Here is a 23,131-nt window from a genome sequence, read left to right as displayed (position 1 = left end):
CCCGAGGGCCCGACCGGCACACGCCGGCCGGGCCCTCGTCGCGTACCCGCCCGCGCGGCGCGATCACCGGCCACCGCGCGAGGCCCGGCGCCTTCCGCGGCCGGGAGCGATCCTGTTGACCGGATCCGGCCGCTCGGCCAGTATTCCTCCCATGATCCTTCCCGGATTCCCCGAGCTCCCCGGATCCCCTGGGTTCCGCGAACTGCCCGTAGAGGACCGGGAGTTGAGTCCGTGCACCGGCTACACCCGTGCCCATTGGGAGGCGGTCGCCGACGGGCTCCTGCGCGCCGCCTGGCGGTGGGCCACCCCGCACGGAGCCTTGCTCGACCTGCCGGGAAGGCCCTCCGCCTCCGGAGTGCGCTCGGACGGGCTCGAAGGGTACGCGCGTACCTTCCTCGCCGCCGCGTTCCGCGTCGCGGGCGACGGGGGCAAGGACCCGTACGGCTGGCTGGAGCGGTACGCGGACGGGCTGGCGGCGGGGACCCGCACGCCGGGCCGGGACGACGCGGAGTCCTGGCCCCTCATCCGCGATGTGCACGTAGACGGCCAGCCGATGGTCGAGTCGGCCTCCGTGGCCCTCGGGCTCCGGCTGACCCGGCCCTGGCTCTGGGACCGTCTCGACGGCGCCGTACAGGACCGGGCCGAGGAGTGGCTGCGGGGCGCGCTGCGCCACGTGCCCGCCCCCAACAACTGGTACCTCTTTCCCTTCACCGTGGCCGGGTTCCTGGAATCCGTGGGCCGGGGCGATGCGCGGACGGCCCTGGTCCGCCGCCGCGCGACGGACCTCCTGGAGGGCTGGTACCGCGGGCAGGGCTGGTACGCCGACGGCGACGGCCGGGCCTTCGACCACTACAACGGCTGGGCGCTGCACCTGTATCCCGTACTCGACGCGCACCTCGCGGACTGTGTCGGCGCACACGCCCCGCACGGCGAACGGCTGCGCGCGCACCTGGACGGTTTCTCCCTGCTCTTCGGCGCCGACGGGGCGCCGGTCCACTTCGGACGCTCCCTGACCTACCGCTTCGCCGCGGCGTCAGCCGTCGGCCTCGGCGCGGTCACCGGTCACACCCCGCTCACCCCCGGAACGTCACGGCGGCTGCTGAGCGGATCGCTGCGCTACTTCCTGGACCGGGGCGCCGTGGGCGCCGACGGCCTGCTCAGCCTCGGCTGGCACGGTCCGCACGCGCCGACCCTCCAGGCGTACTCCGGACCGGCCTCGCCGTACTGGGCGTCCAAGGCCTTCGTGTGCCTGCTCGCTCCGCAGACGCATCCCCTGTGGACCGCGACGGAGGAGGCCGCGCCCAGCGAGGGCCCCGACCGGGTGCTCGCACTGCCCGTACCGGGCCTGCTGGTGCAGAGCACCCGCGCCGACGGGATCGTACGGCTGCACAACCACGGAAGCGACCACGTCGGGCCGGACGAGGCGGAAGCGGCCGCGGACGACGACCCCCTCTACGGCCGTGCGGCCTACTCGACCCGGACCGGCCCCACCGCGCGCGGCAACACACCGGACAACCACCTCGCCGTGGTGGTGGCGGGCATCCGCAGTGTCCGGCGCCGCATCCACCCCCTGGGGGCCGGACACGGGGACGGCTGGGGCTGGGCGGCGTCCTGGCACCGACCGGTCTTCCCCAGCGGCACCCCCACGGTCCCCGGACTGCGCGTGGAGAGCGTCACCGTGGTCAGGGGCCGCCACGAACTGCGCGTACACCGGGTCCAGGGCGCGCCGGACGGAGCACTGGTGGAACAGACCGGCTGGGCCACCGGCCCGGAGGAACCGCTCGTGTCCGTGCTGCACCCGCTGCACGGCTGGGGCGCCCAGGACGAGACCCGGGCGCCCGCGGGTACCGCCTTCACCGCATGGGCGTGCCTACCACGGCTCACGACGCGGGTGGAGGGAACGGGCCTGTACGCGGCCCTGGCCGTGCTCACCGGTGCACCGGATCCGGCCCCGCCGGCCACCGCGGTCACCGAGGTGACGGTGGACGACGGGTCCGTCGAAGTGCGGTGGGCGGACGACGGATCGCACACCCGCATCACCTTCGGAACCCTCAGCGTAGATCATCTGCGCGAGGGGTGAGTTCCGTACCGTTCGCCGGACCCGGTGGCTCGGGGAGCAACTCCCGGAGACTGCCTAGACCTTCACTGCAGCCTTCTCGTCGGCGACTTCCGCGGGCGCGGGCGTCGGCGCCTCGGGCACAGGGGTGCCGCCGGGGGCGGGTGCGGTGTACATCACCGAGCCCTGCTTGTGCTCCTTCTCGATGGCGCCCTTCTTGGTGAGGGCCTCGAGGGTGTTGCGCACCACCTGGGTGGAGGCCGGGCGGCCGGGGTGTGCCTGGGCCAGCTCGGTGGTGATCTCGTTGACCAGGCGGGGTTCGGCGGCGCCGACCAGCAGGGTCAGGATGAGCTCGCGCAGCGGCGGCTCGGTCCTGCCGGCTGCCACCGGGGCGCCCTTCTCGGCCTTCTCGGCCGCCGTTGCCGTCGCGGCCGTCGTGGAGGCAGTCTTGCGCGGGGCGGGCTTGGCCTTCGCCACCTGTGCCTTGGCCGGCTCTGCCTTGGCGGCCTGGGCCTTCGTCACCTGGGCCCTCGCCACCTGCACCTCGGCCACCTGCGCCTTCGCCTCGGTGCCGGCCGCGTTGGCGGTGGCGGCCTTCTTGGCCGGCGCCGCCTTCTTGGTGCGCGAGGTCCCGGCGGCCGCCTTCTTCGCCTGACGCGGCTTGGGCACGGCTCCGCGAACGGCCTTGGGCGCGGGTACGGTTGCGGAGTCGGCCGCGGGCGCCGCTGCGGGGGACCGGGGCGCGGTCCCGTCCGTCGGGGCCAGAGTTCCCTGCATGCCGCTGAGCCAACTCTCGTCGGACTTCAGCTGCTTCAGGCGCGCCTCGAGCTCCGTGATCTGAACGGAGAGGCTCTCCTGCTCCTTGCGGTTGATCTCGAGATCAGCGGCGAACCGCTGCGCGTACAGGCTGTGGATGGGTGTGGTGTCCGACTCGTCGGCCATGGTTGCTCGCTCTCTTCGTACCTTGCGGTGTGTTGCTGCCGGATGGTACTCACCATCAGGCGGTGATAGTTCCCCTCCGTTGGGATCCGTACGCTTCGTTCTTCCCGCTCCGGCCACGGCGTTCGGACAGCGGGGGACGGCCCATGAGGCAGATCCGGCCGTCTGCGAGGTGGTTGGCGGCGCGCCGGTGAGCTACGAGCGAGCGGGCGGGGAGCTGGCTACCGTGGGTGATCCACGGGAAGGGGTCCGCCATGGATCTTCAGGTGATGGCCGAGGAGCTCGTCACCTCCGGCGCCCGGAGTGCTGTGTGAGTGGGACGCCATGTGCGAGATCGTCGCGGGGCTGCGACGGACGGCGGGGCTCATGGCCGACGAGATCCGAAGGGGACGGCCCAGCCGCTGATCACCTCTGGGCGCGACGACGGCCGCTCCGCGAGCCGGACCACGGCTCGCGGAGCGACTCGACCCGGGTCTCGATCCCGGTGATCCGTACGTCCGGGCGAAGAGCAGGTGGGCGGCGCGCCGGCCGACGAACCGGACGCGTGAACCGGACGGGGGCGGGGGCGTCGCGCAAGGCGCAGTGCTACGCGTCGCCGGGTGCGCGCAGCTCACCCGTCCGCGCCACGTGCCCGTACCAGCGCGCGCTCGACTTGGGCGTGCGCTCCAGGGTCCCGTAGTCGACGTGGATCGCACCGAAGCGCTTGGCGTACCCGTACGACCACTCGAAGTTGTCGAGCAGCGACCAGAGGAAGTAGCCGCGCACGTCCACCCCGGCGGCGATCGCCCGGTGCACGGCATCGAGGTGGGCATGGATGTACGCGGCGCGCTCCGGGTCGTGGACCGTGCCGTCAGGGCCGACCTCGTCCTCGTACGCCGCGCCGTTCTCGCTGATGACCAGCGGCAGGCCGGGATACCGGTCGGCCGTCCGGGTCAGCAGGTCGTACAGTCCGCTCGCGTCCACCGGCCAGCCCATCGCGGTGCGTTCGCCCGGCGCCTGGTGGAAGGCGATGCCGTCCGCGCCGGGCCAGGGCGAATGCTCGCTGTTGCCGTGTCCGTCATCCTGCGGGCCCTGCACACCCTGCGGCACGCTCGAGACGACCGTCGGGGTGTAGTAGTTGACGGCGAGCAGGTCCAGGGGCTGGTGGCTCGTGGCCGTGTCCCCGTCCTGGACGAAGGACCAGTCCGTCAGGTGCGCGGTGTCCGTGAACAGGTCCGCCGGGTACGCGCCTTCGAGCATCGGCCCCAGCCAGATCCGGTTGCCGACGGCGTCGATCCGGCGGGCCGCCTCCAGGTCCTCCGGCGAGGCGGTCAGCGGGCGGACCTCGTGGAGGTTGAGGGAGACCGCGAGCTGAGCGCCCCCGGGCAGCGCGGACCGCAAGGCCTGTACGGCGAGGCCGTGACCGAGGTTGAGGTGGTGGGCCGCGCGCAGGGCGGCGACCGGATCGGTGCGGCCCGGTGCGTGGACCCCCGAGCCGTAGCCGAGGAACGCGCTGCACCAGGGCTCGTTGAGCGTGGTCCAACGCTGCACACGGTCTCCGAGCGCCTCCGCGACGAGCCCCGCGTACTCGGCGAAGCGCTCGGCGGTGGAGCGCTCCGGCCAGCCGCCCGCGTCCTCCAGATCCTGGGGCAGGTCCCAGTGGTAGAGGGTGAGGGCGGGCTCGATGCCATTGGAGAGCAGCTCGTCGACGAGCCGGCGGTAGAAGTCCAGCCCCCGCTGGATGGCCGGGCCCCGGCCCGTCGGCTGCACCCGGGACCAGGAGACGGAGAACCGGTAGGCGCCCAGCCCGAGTTCGGACATCAGCCGGACGTCCTCGCGGAACCGGTGGTAGTGGTCCACCGCCACGTCGCCGGTGTGGCCTTCGAAGACCTTGCCCGGGGTGTGCGAGAAGGTGTCCCAGATGGATGGCGTCCGGCCGTCCTCACGGGCGGCGCCCTCGATCTGGTACGCGGCGGTGGCCGTGCCCCACAGGAAGCCGGGCGGGAAAGAGCGGACGGCGGTGAGTGGACGGGTCTCGGACGCGGTCATAAGAGAGCGCTCCCAACGCGAGAGGGGTGGTGTGGTGCCGGATGGTGTGGTGCCGGGCGGTGCGCCCGACGAGCCCTTCGGTCCCGTCAGTTCTTGACGGCGCCGGCGGTGATGCCGCCCACGATGTGCTTGCCGAGCACGGCGAAGACCAGGAGCAGGGGCAGGGTGGATATGAGCGCCCCGGTCAGGACGACGGCCTGGTCGACGGTGTGGTTGCCCGCGCCGAGGCCGGCCAGGGCCACCTGGAGGGTCGGACTGCCGTCGGGGGTCAGCGCGATGAACGGCCAGAAGAAATCGTTCCAGGCCTGGACGAAGACGAGCATCCCCAGGACCGCCATCGCGGGCCGGGCCACCGGGAACACCACGTGCCAGATGATGCGCAGGCTGTGGGCGCCGTCCATCCGGGCCGCCTCGACCAGCTCCACGGGGAGTGCCTCGATGAGGTACTGGCGCATGAAGAACACGCCGAAGGCGGCGACCAGGGAGGGCAGGATGACCGACTGGAGCTGATCGACCCAGCCGAGGTCGGTGATGATCTGGTAGAGCGGGATCACGCTCAGCTGGGGCGGGATCGTCATGGTCGCCACCACGAGGGCCAGCAGCGCGCCCCGGCCCTTGAAGGCCAGTTTGGCGAAGGCGAAGCCGGCCAGGGTGGAGAACAGGACGGTGGAAAGGGCCACGAGCCCGGCCACGACCGTCGTGTTGACCAGCGCCTCGCCCATGTCGACCTGGTTCCAGGCGAAGGAGAGGTTGTCGAAGAGCCGTGGACCGGGCAGGAGCGGGGCCGGGGCCTCGACCACGCGCTCGCCCGAGTGGGAGGCGGCGACGAGGTTCCAGTACAGCGGGAAGAGGGAGAAGAGGGCAGCGATACCCAGCAGGACGTACGTCAGCGGTCCCGCGTGGTGCTGGCGGCCGGGCGCCGGGCGAAGACGCCGGGCACGCGGAGCCGCGGCGGCGGTCGGGTCGAGTGTGCGGGCCATGAGGTCAGCTCCCCGGCTGCTTGCGAGTACGGCTGTGGCTGCTACGGGTGCTGCCGCGGCGGTCGCGGTCGCGGTTGGCGCCGCGCTTGCGCTGCGACCGGGAGACCAGCGCCTGGACGCCGCCGATGAGCAGCAGGAGCAGCAGCATGACCCAGGCGATGGCGGAGGCCTGGCCCAGCGCACCGGTCACCCACCCCTTCTCGTACATGAGCAGGCTCAGCGTCTGGAACTGGTTCCCGCTGCCACCGCTGATGCCGACGCTGCCGCCGAAGAGCATCGGCTCGCCGAAGAGCTGGGTGGCACCGATCGTGGAGACGACGACGGTGAAGAGGATCGTCGGCCGGATCGAGGGGATGGTGACGCTGAGGAACTGGCGCAGGCGCGAAGCCCCGTCCAGCGCCGCGGCCTCGTAGAGGTCCTGAGGGACGGACTGCATCGCCGCCAGGTAGATGAGCGCGTTGTACCCCGTCCAGCGCCAGGTGACGATCGTCGAAATGGCGATCTGCGCGGGCCACTTGGAGGACTCCCAGGCGACCGGCTCGAAGCCGACCCAGCCCAGGGCCGTGTTGATCAGGCCGTAGTCGGTGTTGAACAGCTGGGCGAAGACGAGCGTCGCCGCCGCGATCGAGGTGGCGTACGGGGCCAGGACCGCGACGCGGAAGAACCCGCGGCCGCGGAGCTTGTAGTTGAGCAGGTGCGCCAGGCCGAGGGCCATCAGCAGCTGCGGAACCGTCGACATCACACCGATGCTGAAGGTGTTGGCGAGCGCGTTCCAGAAGAACTCGCTGGTCGCCAGCGAGCTGTAGTTCTCCATCCCCTTCCACTGCGCGCTGCCGCCGAGCTCGACCCGGTGGAGCGAGAGCCAGCCCGTGTAGATCAGGGGGAAGAGCCCGAAGGCGGCGAAGGTGAGGAAGAAGGGGGCGACGAAGACGTAGGGGACCGCCTTCAGGTCCAGGCGGTAGAGCGTGCTGCGCCATCTGCCCGGACCGGAGGGGTGCTTACGGGAGCCGGGGTCGGCGGCGGGCGGCGGCGCGGGCGGCGGGGAGCCGCCGCCGGTCGCCCGTACGGAGGTGGCCACGGGGCGTCCTTCCAGGTGGATGCCGTGCGGTGGTGCGGTGGTGCGGACGGCGACGGCCCGCCGCTCGCGGGCGGCGGGCCGTCGCGCGGCCCCCGCTACTGGTCGATCTTGTCGTCGACCAGCTTCTTGACGTTCTCCCAGGCCTTCACCGGGTCGGTGCCGCGCTGCTCGATGTCGAGGATGCCGTTGTCGGTGAGGAAGGTCTTCACCTGGCCGTCCCACCGGCTGATCGGGGCGGGTGAGATGCCGGCAGCGGCCTGCGAGTAGATCTTGCCGACCGGGGTGTCGCCGAAGTACGGCAGCTTGGCGTCCTGCACCGCCGGGGAGGACAGCGTGTCCTTGGAGGACGGGATGTTGCCGTTCACGCCGAAGACCTTGGAGTGCTGCGCCGGAGCGGTGAGCCAGGCGGCCAGCTCGGCCGCCTCCTTGGCGTGCTGGCCCGACTTCGGAACGGCGAGGAAGGAGCCGCCCCAGTTCCCGGCCACCGGCGGCGCGGCGATGTCCCACTTCCCCTGGTTCTCGGCGCCCGCCTGCTCCTTGATGATGCCCGTCATCCAGCTCGGACAGGCGACGGTGGCGAACTTCGAGTTCTTGAAGGCCGCGTTCCAGCTGCCCTTCTCGTCGAACTGGCGCAACTTCGCGGTCAGTTCGCCCTTCGCCGCCGCCATGGCGGTGTCCCACGCCTTCTTCACGCCGGGGCTGTTCTCGTAGTCCAGCTCGCCCTTCGTGTTGGCGTACTGGACCGGCTCGCTGGAGACCACGGCGTTGAACAGGCCGCTCGCGGAGTCGTGGAAGGAGGTTCCCTCGGGGGCGCTCTTCTTGTACGTCTCGCCGGTCTGGATGAACTTCGCCCAGTCGCCGGCCCAGAGTTCGGCGACCTGGGCGCGGTCGGTCGGCAGCCCGGCCTTGGCGAAGAGGTCCTTGTTGTAGCAGATGGCCATCGGGCCGATGTCCGTGCCGAGGCCGATGACCTTGCCGTCGCCCGTCGTGGCCTGCTTGACCTTCCAGTCGAGGAACGCGCCGAGGTCCGCGCCGCCCGTCTTGCCGAGGTCGGCCCACTTGTCCGCCAGGGCGGGCCCGGTCGCTTCCGCGATGTAGCCCACTTCGAGGGCCTGGATGTCCGCGAGACCGCTGTCGCGGGAGAGGCGCAGCTTGAGCGTGTCCCAGTACTTCTGGCCGTCGGCGACGTTCGACTCTTCGATCTTGATGTTGGGGTGGTCCTTCTCGTACTCGGCGTAGAGCTTGGCCCCGGTGGTGTTGTCGTAGCCGAAGGAACCGAAGGTCCCGATCCGCAGCGTGATCTTCTCGCCGCCGGCCGCGCCGTCGTCGCTGTCGCCGGTGTCGCCGCAACCGGTGAGCAAGGCCGCACCGGTCATGACGGCGAGGGCCGCGGCGACCGTGGTGATCGCGGGGCGGCGTCCGTGTCTGCTGCTGGAAGTGCGCATTCCACTCTCCTCGTCCAAGGTGGTGCTCGTTGTGCGCCCGGCGGTCCGGCGGGCTGTTCGCGGCTCGGCGAGGGTCCGGCCCGGACCTGATGTGAAGGGCGTTGTCGCATCCCTGAGTGGGAGCGCTCCCACGTCGTTGCCGGAAGATTGCTGCCTGGCGGGTGCGGGTGTCAAGGGATGGGCGCGGATTGGTCGCGAGGAGCCGTTCGGTGGCCACCGTGCTCCGACCGGCCGGGAGTTCCGTCGCGCCAGGGGTGAGACCCGTGGCACCCGACGGAGATCGCGGCTAGTGTGGGAGCGCTCCCAAGCGCTCGGGACCCGCCGCGTACCGTCTGCCGCGCGGTCCGGGGGAGGGGGTGGATTCTGCCCTGCGCGATGAGTGGGGCCCGGCCCGGTCCGGCGTGGTCCGGCGTGGAACGTGAGGAGGCGGGAGGGAGTTGGAGGTCGTGAGCGGACGGCGGAACGGCAGGCCCACGCTGGAAGAGGTCGCGGCCCTGGCCGGCGTCGGCCGCGGCACGGTCTCGCGGGTGATCAACGGCTCGCCGCGGGTGAGCGAGCAGGCCAGGGAGGCCGTCGTCCGTGCCGTCGCCGAGCTGGGGTACGTACCCAATCAGGCGGCCAGGGCGCTGGCCGGCAACCGGACCGACGCGGTGGCCCTCGTCATTCCGGAGACCGAGGCCCGGCTGTTCGCGGAGCCGTACTTCCTCGACCTGATCCGCGGGGTGAGCGCCGAGCTCGCCGACGCCGACAAGCAGTTGCTGCTCACCTTGGTGCGGACCGGGTCCGAGCGGGAGCGGCTGGAGCAGTACCTCGCCGCCCAGCGGGTCGACGGCGTACTGCTGGCATCCGTACACGGCGACGATCCGCTGCCCGACCGGATCACGCGCCTCGGGTTGCCCGTCGTCATGAACGGGCGGCGCTCGGAAGCCGAACGCGTCGCCTACGTGGACTCCGACAACATCGGCGCGGGCCGGGCGGCCGTCGCCCACCTCGTGGGCCGGGGCCGGTGCCGGATCGCGACCATCAGCGGGCCGCTCGACATGTACGTGGCCCGCGCGCGCCTGGGCGGCTACCGTGCGGGGCTCGCCGAGGCCGGAATCCCGCCCGACGAATCCCTCGTGGCCACCGCGGACTTCACCGAGGAGGGCGGCCGGCTGGCGATGCGCGAACTCCTGGAGCGCGATCCCGGCCTGGACGCGGTCTTCGCCGCTTCGGACGTGATGGCGGCCGGCGCGCGCGGCGTGCTGCGCGAGACGGGGCGCCGGGTCCCCGAGGACGTCGCCCTCGTCGGGGTCGACGACTCCGCAGTGGCCCGGCTGATGGATCCGCCCCTGACGAGCGTGCGTCAGCCGATCGAGGAGATGGGCCGCACGATGACCCGGCTGCTGCTCCAGAAGATCGCGGAGGCCTCGGGGGCAGGTGCCGCGGCGACAGCGTCGGCGGAAGCGACGAGGGGAGCGGCGATGGGGGCGACGGCGGGAGCGGCCGAGGAGGCGACGGCGGGAGCGGCGGCGAGGCCCGAGGAGCCCCGCCGGGTGCTGCCCACGGAGCTGATCGTGCGGGATTCCTCCTGAACGCCTTGCCCTGAGGGCATAGGGTGTTGCTTGTGACGCAAGACGGTGGCGAGATGGACAGCCTGGTACGCAAACGGATCCGGGCCCTGCGCCTGGCGCAGGGGTGGTCCCTCGAGGAGCTGGCCTCCCGCGCCCAGGTCAGCCAGTCCACGCTCAGCCGCATCGAGAACGGCCAGCGCCGCCTGGCCCTGGACCAGCTGGTCACTTTGGCGCGGGCCCTGGACACCTCCCTGGACCAGCTCGTCGAGACCGCCACCGAGGACGTCATCACCAGCCCGACGATCGACGCGGCGCGCGGGCGCATGCGCTGGCCCATAAGGTCGGACCCCGGCATGAGCGTCGTGCGTCAACGCCTGACGAACCCCCCGCCCGACAGCCCGTCGAGCATGCGGGCCCATCCCGGTCGCGAATGGCTCGTCGTCCTGTCCGGCACCGCGGTCCTGCTGCTGGGCAACCGGCGCATCCGCGTGGAGACGAACCAGGCGGCGGAGTTCCCCACGATGCTGCCGCACGCCATCGGCGCCGAGGGCGGACCCTGCGACATCCTGGGCATCTTCGACCGCGACGCCCGCCGCGGCCACCAACGCGGCGGCGAGGCCTGAGCCGGTCACCGATCGAGGCTTGAGCCGGTCACCGATCGGGGCCTGAGTCGGTCACCGATCGACGTCTGAGCCGGTGGCCGCTCGCGCTGTGGTCCGGCCGCAGCGTGCGGAGCCGTACGGAACCCGGAGGTTCCGTACGGCTCCGGCCCACGAGCGGGACGTCGGCTCAGCGGCCGTGCGTCACAGTGCCGGGTGGGCGTTCTTCATGAGCTCCTGGAACTGCGCCGAGAACCACTGGCCGGCGAGCGGTGCGTTCGCAAGCGCCCCTGACATGCTGTTGCCGTTGCGCGCGTTACCCGTGTACGTCGGGTCGCACATCCGGTCGAAGCCCTTCCCCTCGTCGTTCGGGATCTCCTTGCTCGCCCCGTCCGACTCGCCCGGCGGCTTGACCCACACGTACGCGTCGATCCCCGCCGCCGGAGCCGCCGTCGGCCGCTCGCCGAGGCCTGCGCCCGACTGGTTGCACCAGTTGCCGAGGTGGATGCGCCGGTCGTAGCGGCCGCCGTTGACGTACGTGTCCACGCTCGTCAGCGCGCCGGGTCCGGTCGGCCGGGCCGTGCCGCCCCAGCCGTTGCGGGAGGTGTCGACCAGCATGCCGATGTTCGTGTCGAAGCCCAGGGAGACCAGCTTGGACCGCATGGCCTGGGCGTACGAGACCTCGTCCGTGTACCGGTTCCAGTCCACCCACTTCGACTGGCGTACGGAGGTGCCGTTGACGGAGTCCTCGATCCGGAAGTGGTCCTCCTTCAGTGCGCTGTAGTTGGCCGTGTTCACGATGAACCCGTGGACCTTGGCGAGCGTGGACCCCTCGGCGGTGGCAGCCTGCTTGAACATCTCCGCGGAGGCGCCGAAGTTGTCGTCCCAGCCCAGCCAGCCGTGGTGGCCCGCGTCCACGTAGTTGTAGACGTTGGCGATCGAGCCGAGCTTGTTGAGCGCGTAGCCGACGCCCTTGATGTAGTTGCCGTTGGTCTTCATCACGTCGCAGTTGGCGGTGGCCGTCGGGCGCCCGGAGACGTTGGTGACCAGGTTCGGCAGCGAGTCGATCTCGACCGTGGTGACGATCCGCAGACCCGCGTACTTGGGGTCGGCCAGGATCGCTGCGATCGGGTCGATGTACTGCGTCTTGTACTTGTCGATCTCCGTGGGGCCCAGCTCGCCGTTGGAGGCCAGGGCGGAGCAGTCCCGGCCCGGCAGGTTGTAGATCACCAGCTGGACGACGAGCTCGCCGGCACCCTTCTGTGTCAGGGCCGCGTTGAGGTGGTCGCGCAGGCCCATGCCGCCGTTCACGCCCTGGATGGCGGCGGTCCGGTCCAGCCAGACGGCGGTGGGCTGGTTCGCCACCTTGGCGCCGCCCGGCTCGGCGGCGGCCTTGGCGGACCACTCGGGGTTCACGTACACCTTGGCGCCGGCGTACGGGTTGTCGGCCTTGTTGCCGGACGGCGGGGTCGTCGGCGGTGTGGTGGGAGGTGTGGTGGGAGGTGTCGTCGGGGGAGTGGTCGGCGGCTGGGTCGGCCCGGCGCCGTTGCACGTGACGCCGTTGAGCTTGAAGGTCGCGGGAACCGAATTCGTGCCGCTGTACGAGGCGTTGAACCCGAAGGACGTCGAACCGCCCGTGGTCAGGTTCCCGTTGTAGGAGAGGCTCTTGGCGCTCACGGCGGCCCCGGACTGGGTGATCTCGGCGTTCCAGCCCTGGGTGACCCGCTGGTCGCCCGCGTAGGACCATTCGACGGTCCAAGCGGACACCGGGTCACCGGTGTTGGTGACGATCACATTGGCGCCGAACCCGGTGTTCCACTGGTTGGCGATGTGGTACTCGACCTTGCAGCCCGCGGCGGCAGCTCCCGTGGTGGAGGCCATCGCGGTGGCGGTGGCGCCGCTCGCAGTGATCAGCCCGATGGCCGCCAGAAGGGCGGTGCGGCCGGTCCTGCGGGAGGTCGTACGCGGGGTCGTGCCCGCGGTGGTGCTGGTTGTGCGGCTCATTTCGAGGGATACCTTTCAGTTCAGGGCGCGCAGGTGGTCGCGCAGCCCGATGCCGAATGCGGTGGGTGTGCCGTCGTACGAGGTGATCAGGGCAGGTCCCGAGGAGCAGTTCCAGGTGTTCCAGGTCCAGCCGAGATACGAGAGGGAGCGGGCGTCCGACCACGCCATGACGCGGTCGATGAACGCGTGTCCGCAGGTGTTCTCGCCGATCTCGCCCGCGACCAGGGGGACCCGGGCCGCGACCGGGGCGAGTGTGGAGTCCCAACACGATTCAGTGGCACACGTGTTGAAGTTGTAGACGTGCCAGGCCGCGGCCAGATTGCCCGTCGGGTCGGTGGGGGAGTGGGTGAGCCACTGGCTCAGGTCGTTGGAGTACGCGATGCCCGGGACGAGGAGGAGATTGCGCGCCCCGGTCGTACGGACGGCGTCCACCAGGTCCTGCATGCCGGCGACCTCGTAGCCGATGCCCGGGCAGGCGCCACCGTCGCGCCAGCAGGTCCACGCCTGTGCGGTGGTGGATGTCGCCCGGTCCGGATAGGGCTCGTTGAACAGGTCGAAGGCGATCCGGCGGTCTCCCTTGAAGGTGTTCGCCACCGAGGTCCAGAACGCCGGCGCGTACTGGGCGTCCGGCATCGGCTTCTGGCAGGAGGCGTGGACGTCGGCGCACCCCGAGGAGTTGCCGGTGTACTGGCCGTAGGACCAATGCAGTTCGACGACCGGGGTCATGCCGTGCGCGAGGACCCGGGCGACCAGCCCCTTGACGGCGTCGACGTACGGAGCGCCCCGGTACTCGGGCTTGATGTTGTCGAGGCCGAGCCAGCACTCCTCGTTGAGCGGAATGCGGACGGTGTTGGCCTTCCAGTCGGCGATGGCGCGCACCGAGGCGTCGTCGACGGGGCCGTCGAAGATGCCGTTGCCCTGGACGCACATGAACTCGCCCCCGGAGCGGTTGACGCCGAGGAGGCGGCGGGTGGCGCCTTTCTGGTCGGTGAGGCGGTTGCCGGTGACGCTCAACTCGGGCGCCCCGGAGGCGGGATCGGGGGGATCGGTCGGGCCGGTGGGTGTCGGCGTAGGGGTGGGTGTGGGTGTCGGGTCCGGCCCCGGGTCGGTGTTGCAGCGGGTGCCGTTGAGCGTGAAGGCGCTGGGCGCCGTGTTCGCACCCGACCACGAGGCGATGAAACCGGTCGTCACGCTCGCACCGGTGCCGAGCGCGGCGTTCCAGCTCTCGTTCGCGGCCGTGACGGACGGACCGGTCTGGGACCACTTGGCGCCCCAGCCCTGGCTCACCGTCTGGGCTGCCGGGAAGGAGAAGCCGAGGCTCCAACCATCGAGCGCGGAACCGTTGTTGGTAACGGTGACCGCACCCTGGAATCCGCCGGCCCACTGGCCGACGACCGAGTACGTCACGGTGCAGACAGGTACGGCCGCGGCTCCTGGGGCCGTACCCATAACGGCGAAGGCGCAGCTCGCCATCGCCAGCGCTGCCCCTGTGAGCAGCGCGAACGGACGTGGGGGATGTCGCATGAGCGAGTCCTTGCAGCGAGGGCACGCCCTGGCGGCGCGCCGACTGACGGAATCGCTCCCACTGGTTGGGGCCAGACCGTAGCGGCAACTGACTCCGAGCAAAAGAGCAGTTGACGAATTTGGTCGCTGAAGGTCTTCGACTCTTCATGCATCTTGACGCCGTTGCGTCCCGTCTGCACAGTGGGAGCGCTCCCACTGGTTCAGAGCTTGTGCTCATTGCCCTTCGACGCCCCGTTTCACCGAGTCGCGAGGAGAACCATCGACATGCCGGAACGCCCCCCCCCACACCAGACGCTCGGATGTCCCGGCCCGCCCAGCCCAGCCCGAACAGGTCGGCCTCAGTGAGTACGCCGCCCAGCACCGGGCCCAGACGGAGCCGATCGACAGGACGGCCCCGTACAGGCGGTGTGCGGGCGCAACGGGAGCGGCCCCCCGTGCCCGCTCGTGGTTCCGGTGAGCGGACGCGGGGGGCCGGGGGAGTCGGGTGCCGGGGTGCTGCCCGGGCGGATCACACGTCTCAGGCAGTGGGGAAGTCGTCGGCGGAGCGGACGCGGTCGCGCATCCAGACGCCGGCCGGCTTGAGGGAACTCGTGCCGGTCCACGGGCCGTTGCCGTCACAGGTGCCCGGCTTGAAGACCGCTCCGGTGCGGTCGTCGTCGGAGAAGTTCCAGTTGGTCCAGCTGATCTTCTTGGCCGCCATCAGGTCGAGGTACTTCTGCGACATGGTGAAGTCGTTGCTGCCCTCGCCCGCGTAGTTCTGGGTGCCGAACTCGGTGACGAACACGGGGATCCGGTCGGCGGCGCGCGAGAGGGTGTTCAGGTACTCCTCGCGGTGCGAGTAGGCGTAGAAGTGGAACGTGTACATGATGTTGGACGCGTTGACCTGGTTGTCCACCACCTCGCTCTCGTCGGCGCCGTCGGACACCCCGAACGAGGACCAGGCGCGGGTGCCGACGAGGACGGGCGTGTTGGGGTCGATGTTCCGGATGACCGGGATGATCTGTTCGGCGTAGGTCTTGACCTTGGCCCAGCTCACGCCGTTCGGCTCGTTGGCGATCTCGTAGAAGAGGTTGTTCTTGCCCTTGTGGCGACCGGCGATCGCGGTGAAGAACGTCTTGGCCTTGGCCAGGTTGTAGTTCGGGTCGCCGGGGTCGAGCATGTGCCAGTCGACGATCACGTACATGCCCCGGACCGTCGCCTGCTCGATGAGCGAGTGGACGAGGTCGGTGAACTTCTGCGGGTCGGTCTCGTAGCCGTCCTCCTGCACGTACGTGGACGCGGTGGGGCCCGGATCGACAGCACGGTCCCGGCCCGCCCGGACACGTACTACGGGCTCTCCAAGGCCTTCGGCGAGAACCTGGCCTCGCTCTACGCCGACAAGTACGGGGTGGAGACCGTCTCCCTGCGCATCGGCTCCTGCTTCGCCGAGCCGCGCTCGGTCCGCATGCTCGCCACCTGGCTGAGCCCGGCCGACTGCGCCCGCCTCGTGCACGCCGCCCTCACCGCGCCCGACGTGGGCCACACCGTCGTCAACGGCATCAGCGCCAACACCCGTGCCTGGTGGGACCTCGCCTCCGCGCGGGCCCTCGGCTACGACCCGCAGGACGACGCCGAGGCCTACGCCGAGGCCCTCCTCGCCACCCACGGCCCCCTCGACCCGGACCACCCGGACGCCCGCTACGTCGGAGGCTCCTTCACCCGCGCGGACCCGCACCGCTCGGTGTGACGCGGGAGCCGTCCCGGACACCCGTAGGCCGCCCCCGCGTACCACCGGCTCCTCGTCACGGGCTACCGGGACGGCCGGCCCGAGCCCCTACTTCGTGGTTGTGGTGTCGATCGACGGGGCCGTACCCGTGCCGGGCCGGCCCCGGTGGTCAGGAGACGGGGTCGAGGAGTACGTCGAAGGCGGCGGGAAGTGCCTTCCAGGCCGCCCGCCCCGCCGTGTATTCGTCATCGGTGAGCAGGCAGGACTCGAGGAGCCGGGTCAGGCCGTGCCGGTCGAGGCCGGGTGAGGTGAAGACGAGGTGCTGGCAGCAGTCGCCGTGCTCGGGGTGCCAGTCCAGCGAGGCCGCCGCCCTGCGCACCGGCGGCACCATCTCCCAGGCGGCGTCCGGCAGCGAGGCGAGCCACGGGCCGGCGTTCTCGACGCACAGGGCGCCGCCCGCCGCGTCCCAGGCCAGCAGGGTGTCGGGGCGGTCGGCGAGCCAGAAGCGGCCGCGGCTGCGGGCTGCGGCGCAGCAGAGGTCCTCCAAGGCCGCGTAGAGGCGTTCGGGGTGGAAGGGGCGGTGGCGGCGCCAGACGAAGGTGGCGACCCCCGCTTCGTCGGCTTCCTGCGGCAGCAGGGCGCATGCCGGGTGCTGGGCGGCGGCGGCCGCTTCCACGTCGAAACCGGCGAAGGTCAGCTGCGCGAGCGCGCCGGATGCGGCGGACACCTGACGGGCGGTCGGATGGAGCTGGGCCAGGAGGGCCCGGTCCTGCGCGTCCGCACCCTCCCCGTCGACGAGGGCCAGTACGGAGGCGTACTCCAACTGCCGCGCCCAGGTGTCCCCGACCGTCCGCCGGTCGGCGGCGGCCGCGGCGAGGCCCGTTTCCGCCAGGTCGTCGCCGTTGACCAGGTAGGGGAGCACCAGAGCCGGGTCGACCGCCGTGATCACGCCCGTGAGATCGAGTACGCCGGCTCCGTGAGCGACCACGACCTCGGCCATCGCCTTGGGCTCGACGGAGTCCCACAGCTCGACCACCGCGAGCCGGGTCAGGCCGCCGTCGGCCAGCCGTTCCAGCTCGGGGACCAGGTCCTCGCGCAGTGCGCAGCAGGCACAGTCGTTCAAGAGGGGAGTCTCGCCGCGGGACAGCTCGCCGGAAGCGTCGCGCACCAGGCGCCGCACCGTGCCCGTCGGCGCGGTGGCCAGGTCGTGGTGGAGGGCGACGCTTCCGGGCACGGTGCGCAGCAGCCGGTCCACGACCTCTTTGCGGGCGTCGGAGTGGAGCCCTCCGACGATGACGACGGGCAGGGTCACGGCTTGCTCCCGTAGCGGCGCTCGAAGCGCTCGACGCGGCCGGCGGTGTCCAGGACGCGGGCGGTGCCCGTGTAGAAGGGGTGGCTCTGGGAGGAGATCTCGACGTCGATGACGGGGTAGGTGTTGCCGTCCTCCCAGTCGACGGTCTTCTGGCTGGTTGCCGTGGACCGGGTGAGGAAGGCGAAGTCGGCGGCCTTGTCGCGGAAGACGACGGGGCCGTAGGCGGGGTGGATTCCGTGCTTCATGGGGTGTCCTTCAGGCAGGGGAGCGGGTCAGCGTTCTTCACGGAAGTCGACGTGCCGACGCACCACCGGGTCGAACTTGCGGAGCACCATGCGGTCCGGGTCGTTCCGGCGGTTCTTGCGGGTGACGTAGGTGTATCCGGTGCCCGCGGTGGAGCGGAGCTTGACGATCGGGCGTACTTCGTTGCGTGCCATGCCGCTACTATACGGGAATGGAAATCATTTCCAATAACAGTTTCGGCTCAGAGAGAGGCAGGTAACACCTTGTCCGCCCACTGCCAACTGACCGGCGCCAAGCCGGGCTTCGGCAACGCCATCTCCCACTCGCACCGGCGCACCGCCCGCCGCTTCGACCCCAACATCCAGCGCAAGCGCTACTGGCTGGCCGGCGAGGGCCGCCACGTCCGCCTGACCCTGAGCGCGAAGGCGATCAAGACCGTCGACCTGATCGGCGTCGAGGCGGCCGTGGCCCGGATCCGCGCCCGTGGAGTGAAGGTCTGATGGCGAAGAAGAGCAAGATCGCGCAGAACGAGAAGCGCAAGGCGATCGTCGAGCGGTACGCCGCCCGGCGCGCCGAACTCAAGGAGACCGCGCGACGGCCCTCCTCGACGGAGGCCGAGCGCCGCGCCGCATCCGCGGAGCTGCGAGCACAGCCCCGCGACGCCAGCGCGACCCGGATCCGCAACCGGGACGCCGTGGACGGCCGACCCCGCGGACACCTCCGCAAGTTCGGACTCTCACGCGTCCGGATGCGGGAGCAGGCACACGCCGGATTCCTCCCGGGAGTCACCAAGTCGTCCTGGTAGCGGCTGAAACCAGGCGAACCGGGGTATCCGTCGAGAGTGCGGGCCCACGTCCCCGGCGGGACGTGGGCCCGCACGCCGACGTCTCGCGGATGGTGTGGCGGGAGAAGCTGCCGTTCCCGGCCGGGAAGGCCCGGGCGGCCGACGCGATCGAGCGGTTGGCGGCAGACGACGACCCTTCGTCAGGTGGAGGCAGGGCGATCCGGCCGACGGCGGCCGACGGCGGCCGACCGGCCTCGGGACGAGGTTCTCGATCCGCGCTTCGCGGTCGGGCTCCGCTGAGCGAAGATCGCTCCATGGACCACGTCATCGACCTCGATCAGGCGGTCGCCGAGATCACCGCACGCCTTCCCGCCTGGACGGAGTCCGGACTCGAGCCGGGGCCGGTCACGTGGCTGGACCAGGCCGCGCCCTGGCCTCAGAGGCTGGAGACCCACCGGGCCCTCATTGCCGACCCGTGTTCGATCGGCGTACGCATCCGGGGCGCCGACGGTTGGCGCGAGCTGCAACTCGTCCTGTACAGAGGCGGCTGGGCGGACCTCGACGCACTGACCGACGAGGAGCTCGTCACCGAATGTCCTCGGATCGCCTCCCCGGAGGAGTTCGGCAACCTCCTCGACTCCTCCGTCACGCGGTTTCTCGGCACCGGCCGGCGCCCGGCCGTCTGACGCGAGGGCGAGAGCGAGAGCACGGCGAGCGCCACGCCAGGCGGGCCTCGCCTGCACTGGGGGCTGGCAACCCCCCTTTATCCGGTCCCCGTCCGCCTCCGTGAGGCAGAATGCCGATCATGGATCATCCCCGTCTGTTGACCACAGAGGCCGCGGTGAGCGCGGTACGCGCCCTCGCCGACGAGTACCGCCTGACGATGACCGTCACCGAGGACATCGGCGCGGACCAGACGTCGCGCCGCACCTCGGCCGGCGCCTTCGTGACGGTGGATCCCGACGGCTCGCTGCCACACGAGGCGTTCGTCGAACTGGCCGGTGCCCCGGAGGTGAGCGTCAGGATCTTCCCCGAGGACGACGCGAAGATCACGGTGGACGGCGTCGAGTTCCAGGATGTGCCCAAGGACTCCGTTCCTGCCTTTCTCCGGTCCGTCTACGGCGGCCTGGCCTTCACGAAGGGCCGGTTCTTCCCTCCGGGCCAGTGGCTCGTCGTGCCGGTGCCCGGTGACGAGACGTACCAGGAACTGATCGCGTCCGTCACGCTGACCCCCTGGCTCGCTCGCAGCGCCCGCAACTGACGCCCAGGGCCACGGGCTTGCGGCAGTGGGAGCGTGGTGTTTCCCAGTGACGCGGGTTCACGGAAGGGGCGCGTTGGTCAGGCGGATGCGCCGCGGGCGGCTTGCACCATTTGGATCAGGGGGGTGATGTCCCTTTCGAAGGTGAACTCGCGCACGAGAGTGGCCCAACGGCTGCCCTCCCGGTGCCAGACGAAGTTGTAGCGCGCCGGGACCCCGTCCTCGAGTCGGTGCATGACGATCGATCCCTGGTCGCCGTACACCGTGGTGGCCAGGAACCGGACGTCATCGACCGTCTCACCCACCCTCTGGCCCTGGTCCCGCAGGGCGCGGAAGCGCGCCATGAACTCGCCCTTCGTCAAGGTCACCACCTGGCCGGCCTCGTCGCACCGGATGTTCTCGAAGTCCGGGTCGTACAGGGCATCCAGGGCTTCCACGTCCATCGCCAGACCGGCGTTCAGGTACTCCCGCATACGCTCCACAAGCGACTGATCCACGACGACTCTCCCTTGCTTCGGGTGCCCTGCACAGGTCTCGCGGGCGGGCCAGCGCACTCAGGGACGCCGGCGACCACGTCTTCATCTCAAGGTCGCGGAACCTGCCGACAGATCACCGACAGATCACCGACAGATATCCGTCAATCGCCGACGGGCGCCCGAGAAGACCAAGTGAGTGGGATCAGCTCGTCCGGAGCGGGACTGCGGACGTGTTCGTCGGCGCGAACCACGGCGAGGAAGGCGTGGGCGAGCATGGCCAGGGTGGCCCAGCGAGACCATGAGGTGAAGCGACGGACCTGGTGCTCGTCCAGTCCGGCCAGGCCCTTTCCGGATGGGAAGGTCTCTTCCACCCGCCACCGCGATCCAGCAACGCGGACCAGCGTGGCCAGGGGCATCAGGGTGGGCGAGAAGCAGCGGTAGTAGGCGAGTTCACCGGTGGTGCGGTTGCGGCGGACCAGCAGCTGGTGACTGCCGGGCCGGGGCTCGACCAGGTCGATAACAGCCCAGTCGTAGAAGCGGTAACCCTTGGCGCCGGCCCCTGCCGACAGCTTCTGCCAGGCCCGCTTTGGCACCTTCGCGGCTAGGGCATCCGCGGGGAACTTCCCCGCACCGGTTGCAACCTCGGCTGAGCAGGCGATGGCGAGCACGTAGCCGACCGTGCGTTCTTCCAGCGCGGACCGCAACTTCGGGTTGCCGCCATAGACCTCGTCGCCGGCGACCCAGCCCACGCCGTGCCCAGCGTCCAGGAACCGGCCGATCATGCGGGCGGCCAGTTCCGGCTTGGTCGCGAAGACGGTGTCCTCGCCCAGACCCGCGGTCCGGCAGCGGTCCCGGTCACGCGTCCACGAGCGCGGGATGTGCAACTCCCGATCTACCGCCGCGTGCCCGCGCAGTCCCGCGTAGGCAAGGTAGACCGCGACCTGGGCGTTTTCGATCCTCCCGGCGTGCCGGTGTACTGGCGCTGGACACCGACGGTGTGGGTGCCCTTCTTCAGGTCGCCGGTCTCGTCGACTACGAGGAGTGCTTGGTCATCGTGCAGCTGATCCACCACGTAATCGCGGACGTCGTCACGTACCGCGTCGGCGTCCCAGGAGGCCCGGCACAGCAGATGCTGCATGCCGTGCGGAGTCGCTTCCCCGGCCCAGTCGGCGATCGACCATCAGTTCTTGCGCGGCAGGTCCGACAGCAGTCCGAGCACCAGCCCCCCGTTCGATGATCAACGGTGGCCGTACGCGTTCCCACATCGACCCCACCAGCAAGATCACGATCTGGCGAGTCCGCCGTGGCGGGCGAGTGCTTCTGTCCTGTTTCCCCCAAGGCACCGCCAACCGCGCTGTGGATGCCTTCGGCGGCAGGGTTCGGTCAGCCGCTCTACCCGTAGTTCATGAACCAGTGAGTGTCGAAAAAGCGGGCCATCGTGAACGGGTGGTGCGGGTCGATGAGGATGCGGCAGACGAACTCAGCGGCTTGGCAGTCGAAGGGGACGTCCTCACCGTCGAAGGACCGGACCACGACAGGCCAGCGGTCGGGGTCGTCGCCGTCGGCCCTCCAACAATACAGGTTCTCGTGCTCCGTGCCTGCCCAGATGAGCAGGCCGTCCTCCCTGAGGTCCGTCCACGGCTCCTGGTTCAGGTCCAGGAATCCGTCGAAGGCGCCCTTGCCGAACGTCTCGACCATGCGCTTGTAGTCGCTCGGCAGCGCGGTGCCCAGGCGGGACTCCATCTCCGCCCAGTCCATGTCCGGCCGCTGGTCGGACTGTGTCCAGCCGGTGATCAGTCTGAGCCGCTCCATCCAGTCGATGTCCTCGCTCTCGTCCTCGTCCTCGTCCGGAGCGACACCCAAGGGCTCGGGCACCTCTCTGCCAGCGATTACCAGCACCGACCGCTCGGTCCCTTCGGCGTCCCGCGCCGTCCCCGTGCCGACCCACTGATCCCCGTACGCCCACGCCCGTAGCGTCACGGCGCGGTCCTCGAAGGGGACGAGGAGAGCCGCGCCCCTAGAATCGTCGACCGTCGGATCGGTGAAGCCATCGAGGACGAGGGTGCGCGGGACGCCATACCTGCCTGCGAGTAGGTCGGTCAGGTCCTGCGGGTCCAGATCGCCGGGCAGGTACATATAGCCGTCCCCCGGGCCGAGTCGGGCCAATAGGTCGTTGACGGCCGCTTGCGTGAGCTCCATGGCGGACAGTGAAGCGCACCGCACTGACAATGCGGCGCATCAGGCCATCGAACGCCACCTGCCAGAGTGCAGGCATTACGCTGTGACCTGCGGCCACCACATGATTTTCTGTCTTCACGCACTGATGATCAGTGGTGGCCGTACCTGATCTTCGGGTCAGCCCCCGCCGGCGAGATAGCGGACTAGATCTTGATCCAGTAGCGCCGTACGGGGCCATGTTCGGTCTCCCGTACGCCTTCGAAGACTCCACCGTGGTGCTCGATCGTCTTCACCGAGGCCGGGTTGTCGACTTCGCAGACGATCAGTACCTGGTCCAGGCCGAGCGCCCGCGCCTCGTCGAGTATCCGGCCCAGTGCCCAGGTGGCCAGCCCACGCCGACGTGAAGACGGCCGGATGCCGTACCCAATGTGGCCGAACTGCAGCACGTAGTCGTTGAGCCCGTGCCGCAGCGCGATCCCGCCGTGCACCCGGTCGCACTCGACGATCCAGCGGTACGTACAACCCCGCCCAGACTCCACCGCTTTCGGGCCCGACTCCTCAGTCAACCGCGCCACCCAGGTCGCGAACCCGTCCGGCGAGTCGACCTCGTCGGACGGCCCCAGCCCGAATCCGTCCTCGTGAAAGCCGGGACCCCACTCGTCACGCGCCAGAAGCCAGGCGGAGTGTAGGCGGGTGGTGGGCGCGATCAGTTCAGGCATACGGCGACGATACCGATCTAGATCATCACGATCTACGGCTGGAGTACTAGTGTCCTGCGCCGGAGATCCGTCGTTAGTTTGTGTATGACTGCTTCTGCGGATGTTCCGGTGCCTCGTCGAGGTCCGAAGTTGGAACCGTTGTTGTTGTCGCCTGATGAGCGTGTGGTGTTGGAGCGCTGGGTCCGCAGGGCGTCATCTGCGCAGGCAGTGGCCTTGCGGGCCCGCATCGTGCTGGCGTGTGCCGGTGCTG

Annotated in this window: 21 protein-coding genes and 2 pseudogenes; 8 read left to right on the top strand and 15 right to left on the bottom strand. The window is 70.4% G+C overall.

The genetic code is table 11. The annotated features are described in order from the left end of the window. Nucleotides 1-151 precede the first annotated feature (151 nt). A complete protein-coding gene (locus tag J7E97_RS09675; protein ID WP_215024484.1) occupies nt 152-2,080 on the top strand; it encodes a DUF2264 domain-containing protein in 1,929 nt (642 codons plus the stop codon). 54 nt (nt 2,081-2,134) lie between these two features. On the opposite strand, the gene J7E97_RS09670 is transcribed toward J7E97_RS09675, so the two are convergent. From J7E97_RS09670 to J7E97_RS09650, 5 genes are all read right to left on the bottom strand, one after another. After that, nucleotides 2,135-2,998, bottom strand: a complete 864-nt coding sequence (locus tag J7E97_RS09670; protein ID WP_215024482.1) for a hypothetical protein — start codon at nt 2,996-2,998, stop codon at nt 2,135-2,137. A 582-nt stretch (nt 2,999-3,580) separates the two neighbouring features. Then, nucleotides 3,581-5,023, bottom strand: a complete 1,443-nt coding sequence (locus J7E97_RS09665) for a GH1 family beta-glucosidase (RefSeq protein ID WP_215024480.1) — start codon at nt 5,021-5,023, stop codon at nt 3,581-3,583. An 86-nt stretch (nt 5,024-5,109) separates the two neighbouring features. Continuing rightward, the gene (locus J7E97_RS09660) at nt 5,110-6,003 is read right to left on the bottom strand and encodes a carbohydrate ABC transporter permease (protein ID WP_215024478.1); all 894 of its coding nucleotides are present in this window, start codon (nt 6,001-6,003) and stop codon (nt 5,110-5,112) included. A gap of 4 nt (nt 6,004-6,007) precedes the next feature. Next, nucleotides 6,008-7,081 (bottom strand): carbohydrate ABC transporter permease, encoded by a 1,074-nt coding sequence (locus J7E97_RS09655; protein WP_215024477.1) that lies wholly within the window; start codon nt 7,079-7,081, stop codon nt 6,008-6,010. 95 nt (nt 7,082-7,176) lie between these two features. Continuing rightward, a complete protein-coding gene (locus tag J7E97_RS09650) occupies nt 7,177-8,526 on the bottom strand; it encodes an ABC transporter substrate-binding protein (protein ID WP_215024475.1) in 1,350 nt (449 codons plus the stop codon). Between the two features lie 446 nt (nt 8,527-8,972). Between J7E97_RS09650 and J7E97_RS09645 the strand changes: the two genes are divergently transcribed. Together J7E97_RS09645 and J7E97_RS09640 are read left to right on the top strand one after the other, a co-directional pair. After that, a complete protein-coding gene (locus J7E97_RS09645; RefSeq protein WP_308346442.1) occupies nt 8,973-10,100 on the top strand; it encodes a LacI family DNA-binding transcriptional regulator in 1,128 nt (375 codons plus the stop codon). A 53-nt stretch (nt 10,101-10,153) separates the two neighbouring features. After that, nucleotides 10,154-10,702 (top strand): XRE family transcriptional regulator, encoded by a 549-nt coding sequence (locus tag J7E97_RS09640; protein ID WP_215024473.1) that lies wholly within the window; start codon nt 10,154-10,156, stop codon nt 10,700-10,702. Between the two features lie 180 nt (nt 10,703-10,882). Here the strand turns inward: J7E97_RS09640 and J7E97_RS09635 are convergent, their stop codons facing one another. From J7E97_RS09635 to J7E97_RS09625, 3 genes are all read right to left on the bottom strand, one after another. Beyond that, the gene (locus J7E97_RS09635; protein ID WP_215024471.1) at nt 10,883-12,682 is read right to left on the bottom strand and encodes a glycoside hydrolase family 6 protein; all 1,800 of its coding nucleotides are present in this window, start codon (nt 12,680-12,682) and stop codon (nt 10,883-10,885) included. A gap of 15 nt (nt 12,683-12,697) precedes the next feature. Further along, complete coding sequence (locus tag J7E97_RS09630; protein WP_215024465.1) at nt 12,698-14,206, bottom strand: cellulase family glycosylhydrolase; 1,509 nt, start codon at nt 14,204-14,206, stop codon at nt 12,698-12,700. A 517-nt stretch (nt 14,207-14,723) separates the two neighbouring features. Further along, nucleotides 14,724-15,473 carry a glycoside hydrolase family 5 protein gene (locus tag J7E97_RS09625; protein WP_308346441.1) on the bottom strand — a complete coding sequence of 250 codons (750 nt, stop codon included), beginning with the start codon at nt 15,471-15,473 and terminating at the stop codon, nt 14,724-14,726. A 39-nt stretch (nt 15,474-15,512) separates the two neighbouring features. Between J7E97_RS09625 and J7E97_RS09620 the strand changes: the two are divergent. Further along, nucleotides 15,513-15,932 (top strand): annotated as a pseudogene (locus tag J7E97_RS09620) (NAD(P)-dependent oxidoreductase); the annotation flags it as partial. Nucleotides 15,933-16,080: 148 nt separating this feature from the next. Here J7E97_RS09620 and J7E97_RS09615 read toward each other — a convergent pair. From J7E97_RS09615 to rpmG, 3 genes are read right to left on the bottom strand one after another with little or no spacing between them, the layout of a single operon-like run. Beyond that, complete coding sequence (locus J7E97_RS09615) at nt 16,081-17,223, bottom strand: GTP-binding protein (RefSeq protein WP_215024464.1); 1,143 nt, start codon at nt 17,221-17,223, stop codon at nt 16,081-16,083. After that, the gene (locus J7E97_RS09610; RefSeq protein WP_215024463.1) at nt 17,220-17,468 is read right to left on the bottom strand and encodes a type B 50S ribosomal protein L31; all 249 of its coding nucleotides are present in this window, start codon (nt 17,466-17,468) and stop codon (nt 17,220-17,222) included. The genes J7E97_RS09615 and J7E97_RS09610 overlap by 4 nt, the downstream gene beginning before the upstream one ends. 27 nt (nt 17,469-17,495) lie before the next feature. Continuing rightward, the gene (gene rpmG / locus J7E97_RS09605) at nt 17,496-17,660 is read right to left on the bottom strand and encodes a 50S ribosomal protein L33 (RefSeq protein ID WP_030162346.1); all 165 of its coding nucleotides are present in this window, start codon (nt 17,658-17,660) and stop codon (nt 17,496-17,498) included. 69 nt (nt 17,661-17,729) lie between these two features. Between rpmG and rpmB the strand changes: the two genes are divergently transcribed. From rpmB to J7E97_RS09585, 4 genes are all read left to right on the top strand, one after another. Further along, nucleotides 17,730-17,966, top strand: a complete 237-nt coding sequence (rpmB, locus tag J7E97_RS09600; protein ID WP_215024462.1) for a 50S ribosomal protein L28 — start codon at nt 17,730-17,732, stop codon at nt 17,964-17,966. Next, a complete protein-coding gene (gene rpsN, locus J7E97_RS09595) occupies nt 17,966-18,271 on the top strand; it encodes a 30S ribosomal protein S14 (RefSeq protein WP_215024461.1) in 306 nt (101 codons plus the stop codon). Before rpmB ends, rpsN begins: the two co-directional genes overlap by 1 nt. Before the next feature lie 293 nt (nt 18,272-18,564). After that, entirely contained in the window at nt 18,565-18,936 is a 372-nt protein-coding gene (locus J7E97_RS09590) for a hypothetical protein (RefSeq protein ID WP_215024460.1), read from the top strand. 119 nt (nt 18,937-19,055) lie between these two features. Next, the gene (locus J7E97_RS09585) at nt 19,056-19,511 is read left to right on the top strand and encodes a hypothetical protein (protein WP_215024459.1); all 456 of its coding nucleotides are present in this window, start codon (nt 19,056-19,058) and stop codon (nt 19,509-19,511) included. Between the two features lie 77 nt (nt 19,512-19,588). Here J7E97_RS09585 and J7E97_RS09580 read toward each other — a convergent pair whose 3' ends face one another. The 4 genes and pseudogenes from J7E97_RS09580 to J7E97_RS09565 all read right to left on the bottom strand — a co-directional run bounded on the left by J7E97_RS09580 (nt 19,589) and on the right by J7E97_RS09565 (nt 22,881). Then, nucleotides 19,589-20,005 (bottom strand): nuclear transport factor 2 family protein, encoded by a 417-nt coding sequence (locus tag J7E97_RS09580; protein ID WP_215024458.1) that lies wholly within the window; start codon nt 20,003-20,005, stop codon nt 19,589-19,591. Nucleotides 20,006-20,175: 170 nt separating this feature from the next. Then, nucleotides 20,176-21,206: pseudogene (locus tag J7E97_RS09575) on the bottom strand (IS701 family transposase); the annotation flags it as partial. 170 nt (nt 21,207-21,376) lie between these two features. Then, entirely contained in the window at nt 21,377-22,183 is an 807-nt protein-coding gene (locus J7E97_RS09570; RefSeq protein ID WP_215024457.1) for a hypothetical protein, read from the bottom strand. A 182-nt stretch (nt 22,184-22,365) separates the two neighbouring features. Then, nucleotides 22,366-22,881 carry a GNAT family N-acetyltransferase gene (locus tag J7E97_RS09565; protein ID WP_215024456.1) on the bottom strand — a complete coding sequence of 172 codons (516 nt, stop codon included), beginning with the start codon at nt 22,879-22,881 and terminating at the stop codon, nt 22,366-22,368. Nucleotides 22,882-23,131 lie beyond the last annotated feature (250 nt).

Origin of the sequence: Streptomyces sp. ISL-66 (genome assembly GCF_018614135.1) — a bacterium.
In the GTDB taxonomy this organism is placed as follows: domain Bacteria; phylum Actinomycetota; class Actinomycetes; order Streptomycetales; family Streptomycetaceae; genus Streptomyces.
This window is presented reverse-complemented; position numbering and strand designations above follow the sequence as displayed.

What these genes read in the sequence shown, in the direction of transcription:
- J7E97_RS09610 (WP_215024463.1), bottom strand. Translation starts at nt 17,468, where the DNA reads ATGAAGCACGGAATCCACCCCGCCTACGGCCCCGTCGTCTTCCGCGAC.
- J7E97_RS09565 (WP_215024456.1), bottom strand. Translation starts at nt 22,881, where the DNA reads ATGCCTGAACTGATCGCGCCCACCACCCGCCTACACTCCGCCTGGCTT.
- J7E97_RS09570 (WP_215024457.1), bottom strand. Translation starts at nt 22,183, where the DNA reads ATGGAGCTCACGCAAGCGGCCGTCAACGACCTATTGGCCCGACTCGGC.
- J7E97_RS09665 (WP_215024480.1), bottom strand. Translation starts at nt 5,023, where the DNA reads ATGACCGCGTCCGAGACCCGTCCACTCACCGCCGTCCGCTCTTTCCCG.
- J7E97_RS09650 (WP_215024475.1), bottom strand. Translation starts at nt 8,526, where the DNA reads ATGCGCACTTCCAGCAGCAGACACGGACGCCGCCCCGCGATCACCACG.
- J7E97_RS09640 (WP_215024473.1), top strand. Translation starts at nt 10,154, where the DNA reads ATGGACAGCCTGGTACGCAAACGGATCCGGGCCCTGCGCCTGGCGCAG.
- J7E97_RS09585 (WP_215024459.1), top strand. Translation starts at nt 19,056, where the DNA reads ATGGATCATCCCCGTCTGTTGACCACAGAGGCCGCGGTGAGCGCGGTA.
- J7E97_RS09590 (WP_215024460.1), top strand. Translation starts at nt 18,565, where the DNA reads ATGGACCACGTCATCGACCTCGATCAGGCGGTCGCCGAGATCACCGCA.
- rpmG (WP_030162346.1), bottom strand. Translation starts at nt 17,660, where the DNA reads ATGGCACGCAACGAAGTACGCCCGATCGTCAAGCTCCGCTCCACCGCG.
- J7E97_RS09670 (WP_215024482.1), bottom strand. Translation starts at nt 2,998, where the DNA reads ATGGCCGACGAGTCGGACACCACACCCATCCACAGCCTGTACGCGCAG.
- J7E97_RS09660 (WP_215024478.1), bottom strand. Translation starts at nt 6,003, where the DNA reads ATGGCCCGCACACTCGACCCGACCGCCGCCGCGGCTCCGCGTGCCCGG.
- rpsN (WP_215024461.1), top strand. Translation starts at nt 17,966, where the DNA reads ATGGCGAAGAAGAGCAAGATCGCGCAGAACGAGAAGCGCAAGGCGATC.
- J7E97_RS09630 (WP_215024465.1), bottom strand. Translation starts at nt 14,206, where the DNA reads ATGCGACATCCCCCACGTCCGTTCGCGCTGCTCACAGGGGCAGCGCTG.
- J7E97_RS09675 (WP_215024484.1), top strand. Translation starts at nt 152, where the DNA reads ATGATCCTTCCCGGATTCCCCGAGCTCCCCGGATCCCCTGGGTTCCGC.
- J7E97_RS09635 (WP_215024471.1), bottom strand. Translation starts at nt 12,682, where the DNA reads ATGAGCCGCACAACCAGCACCACCGCGGGCACGACCCCGCGTACGACC.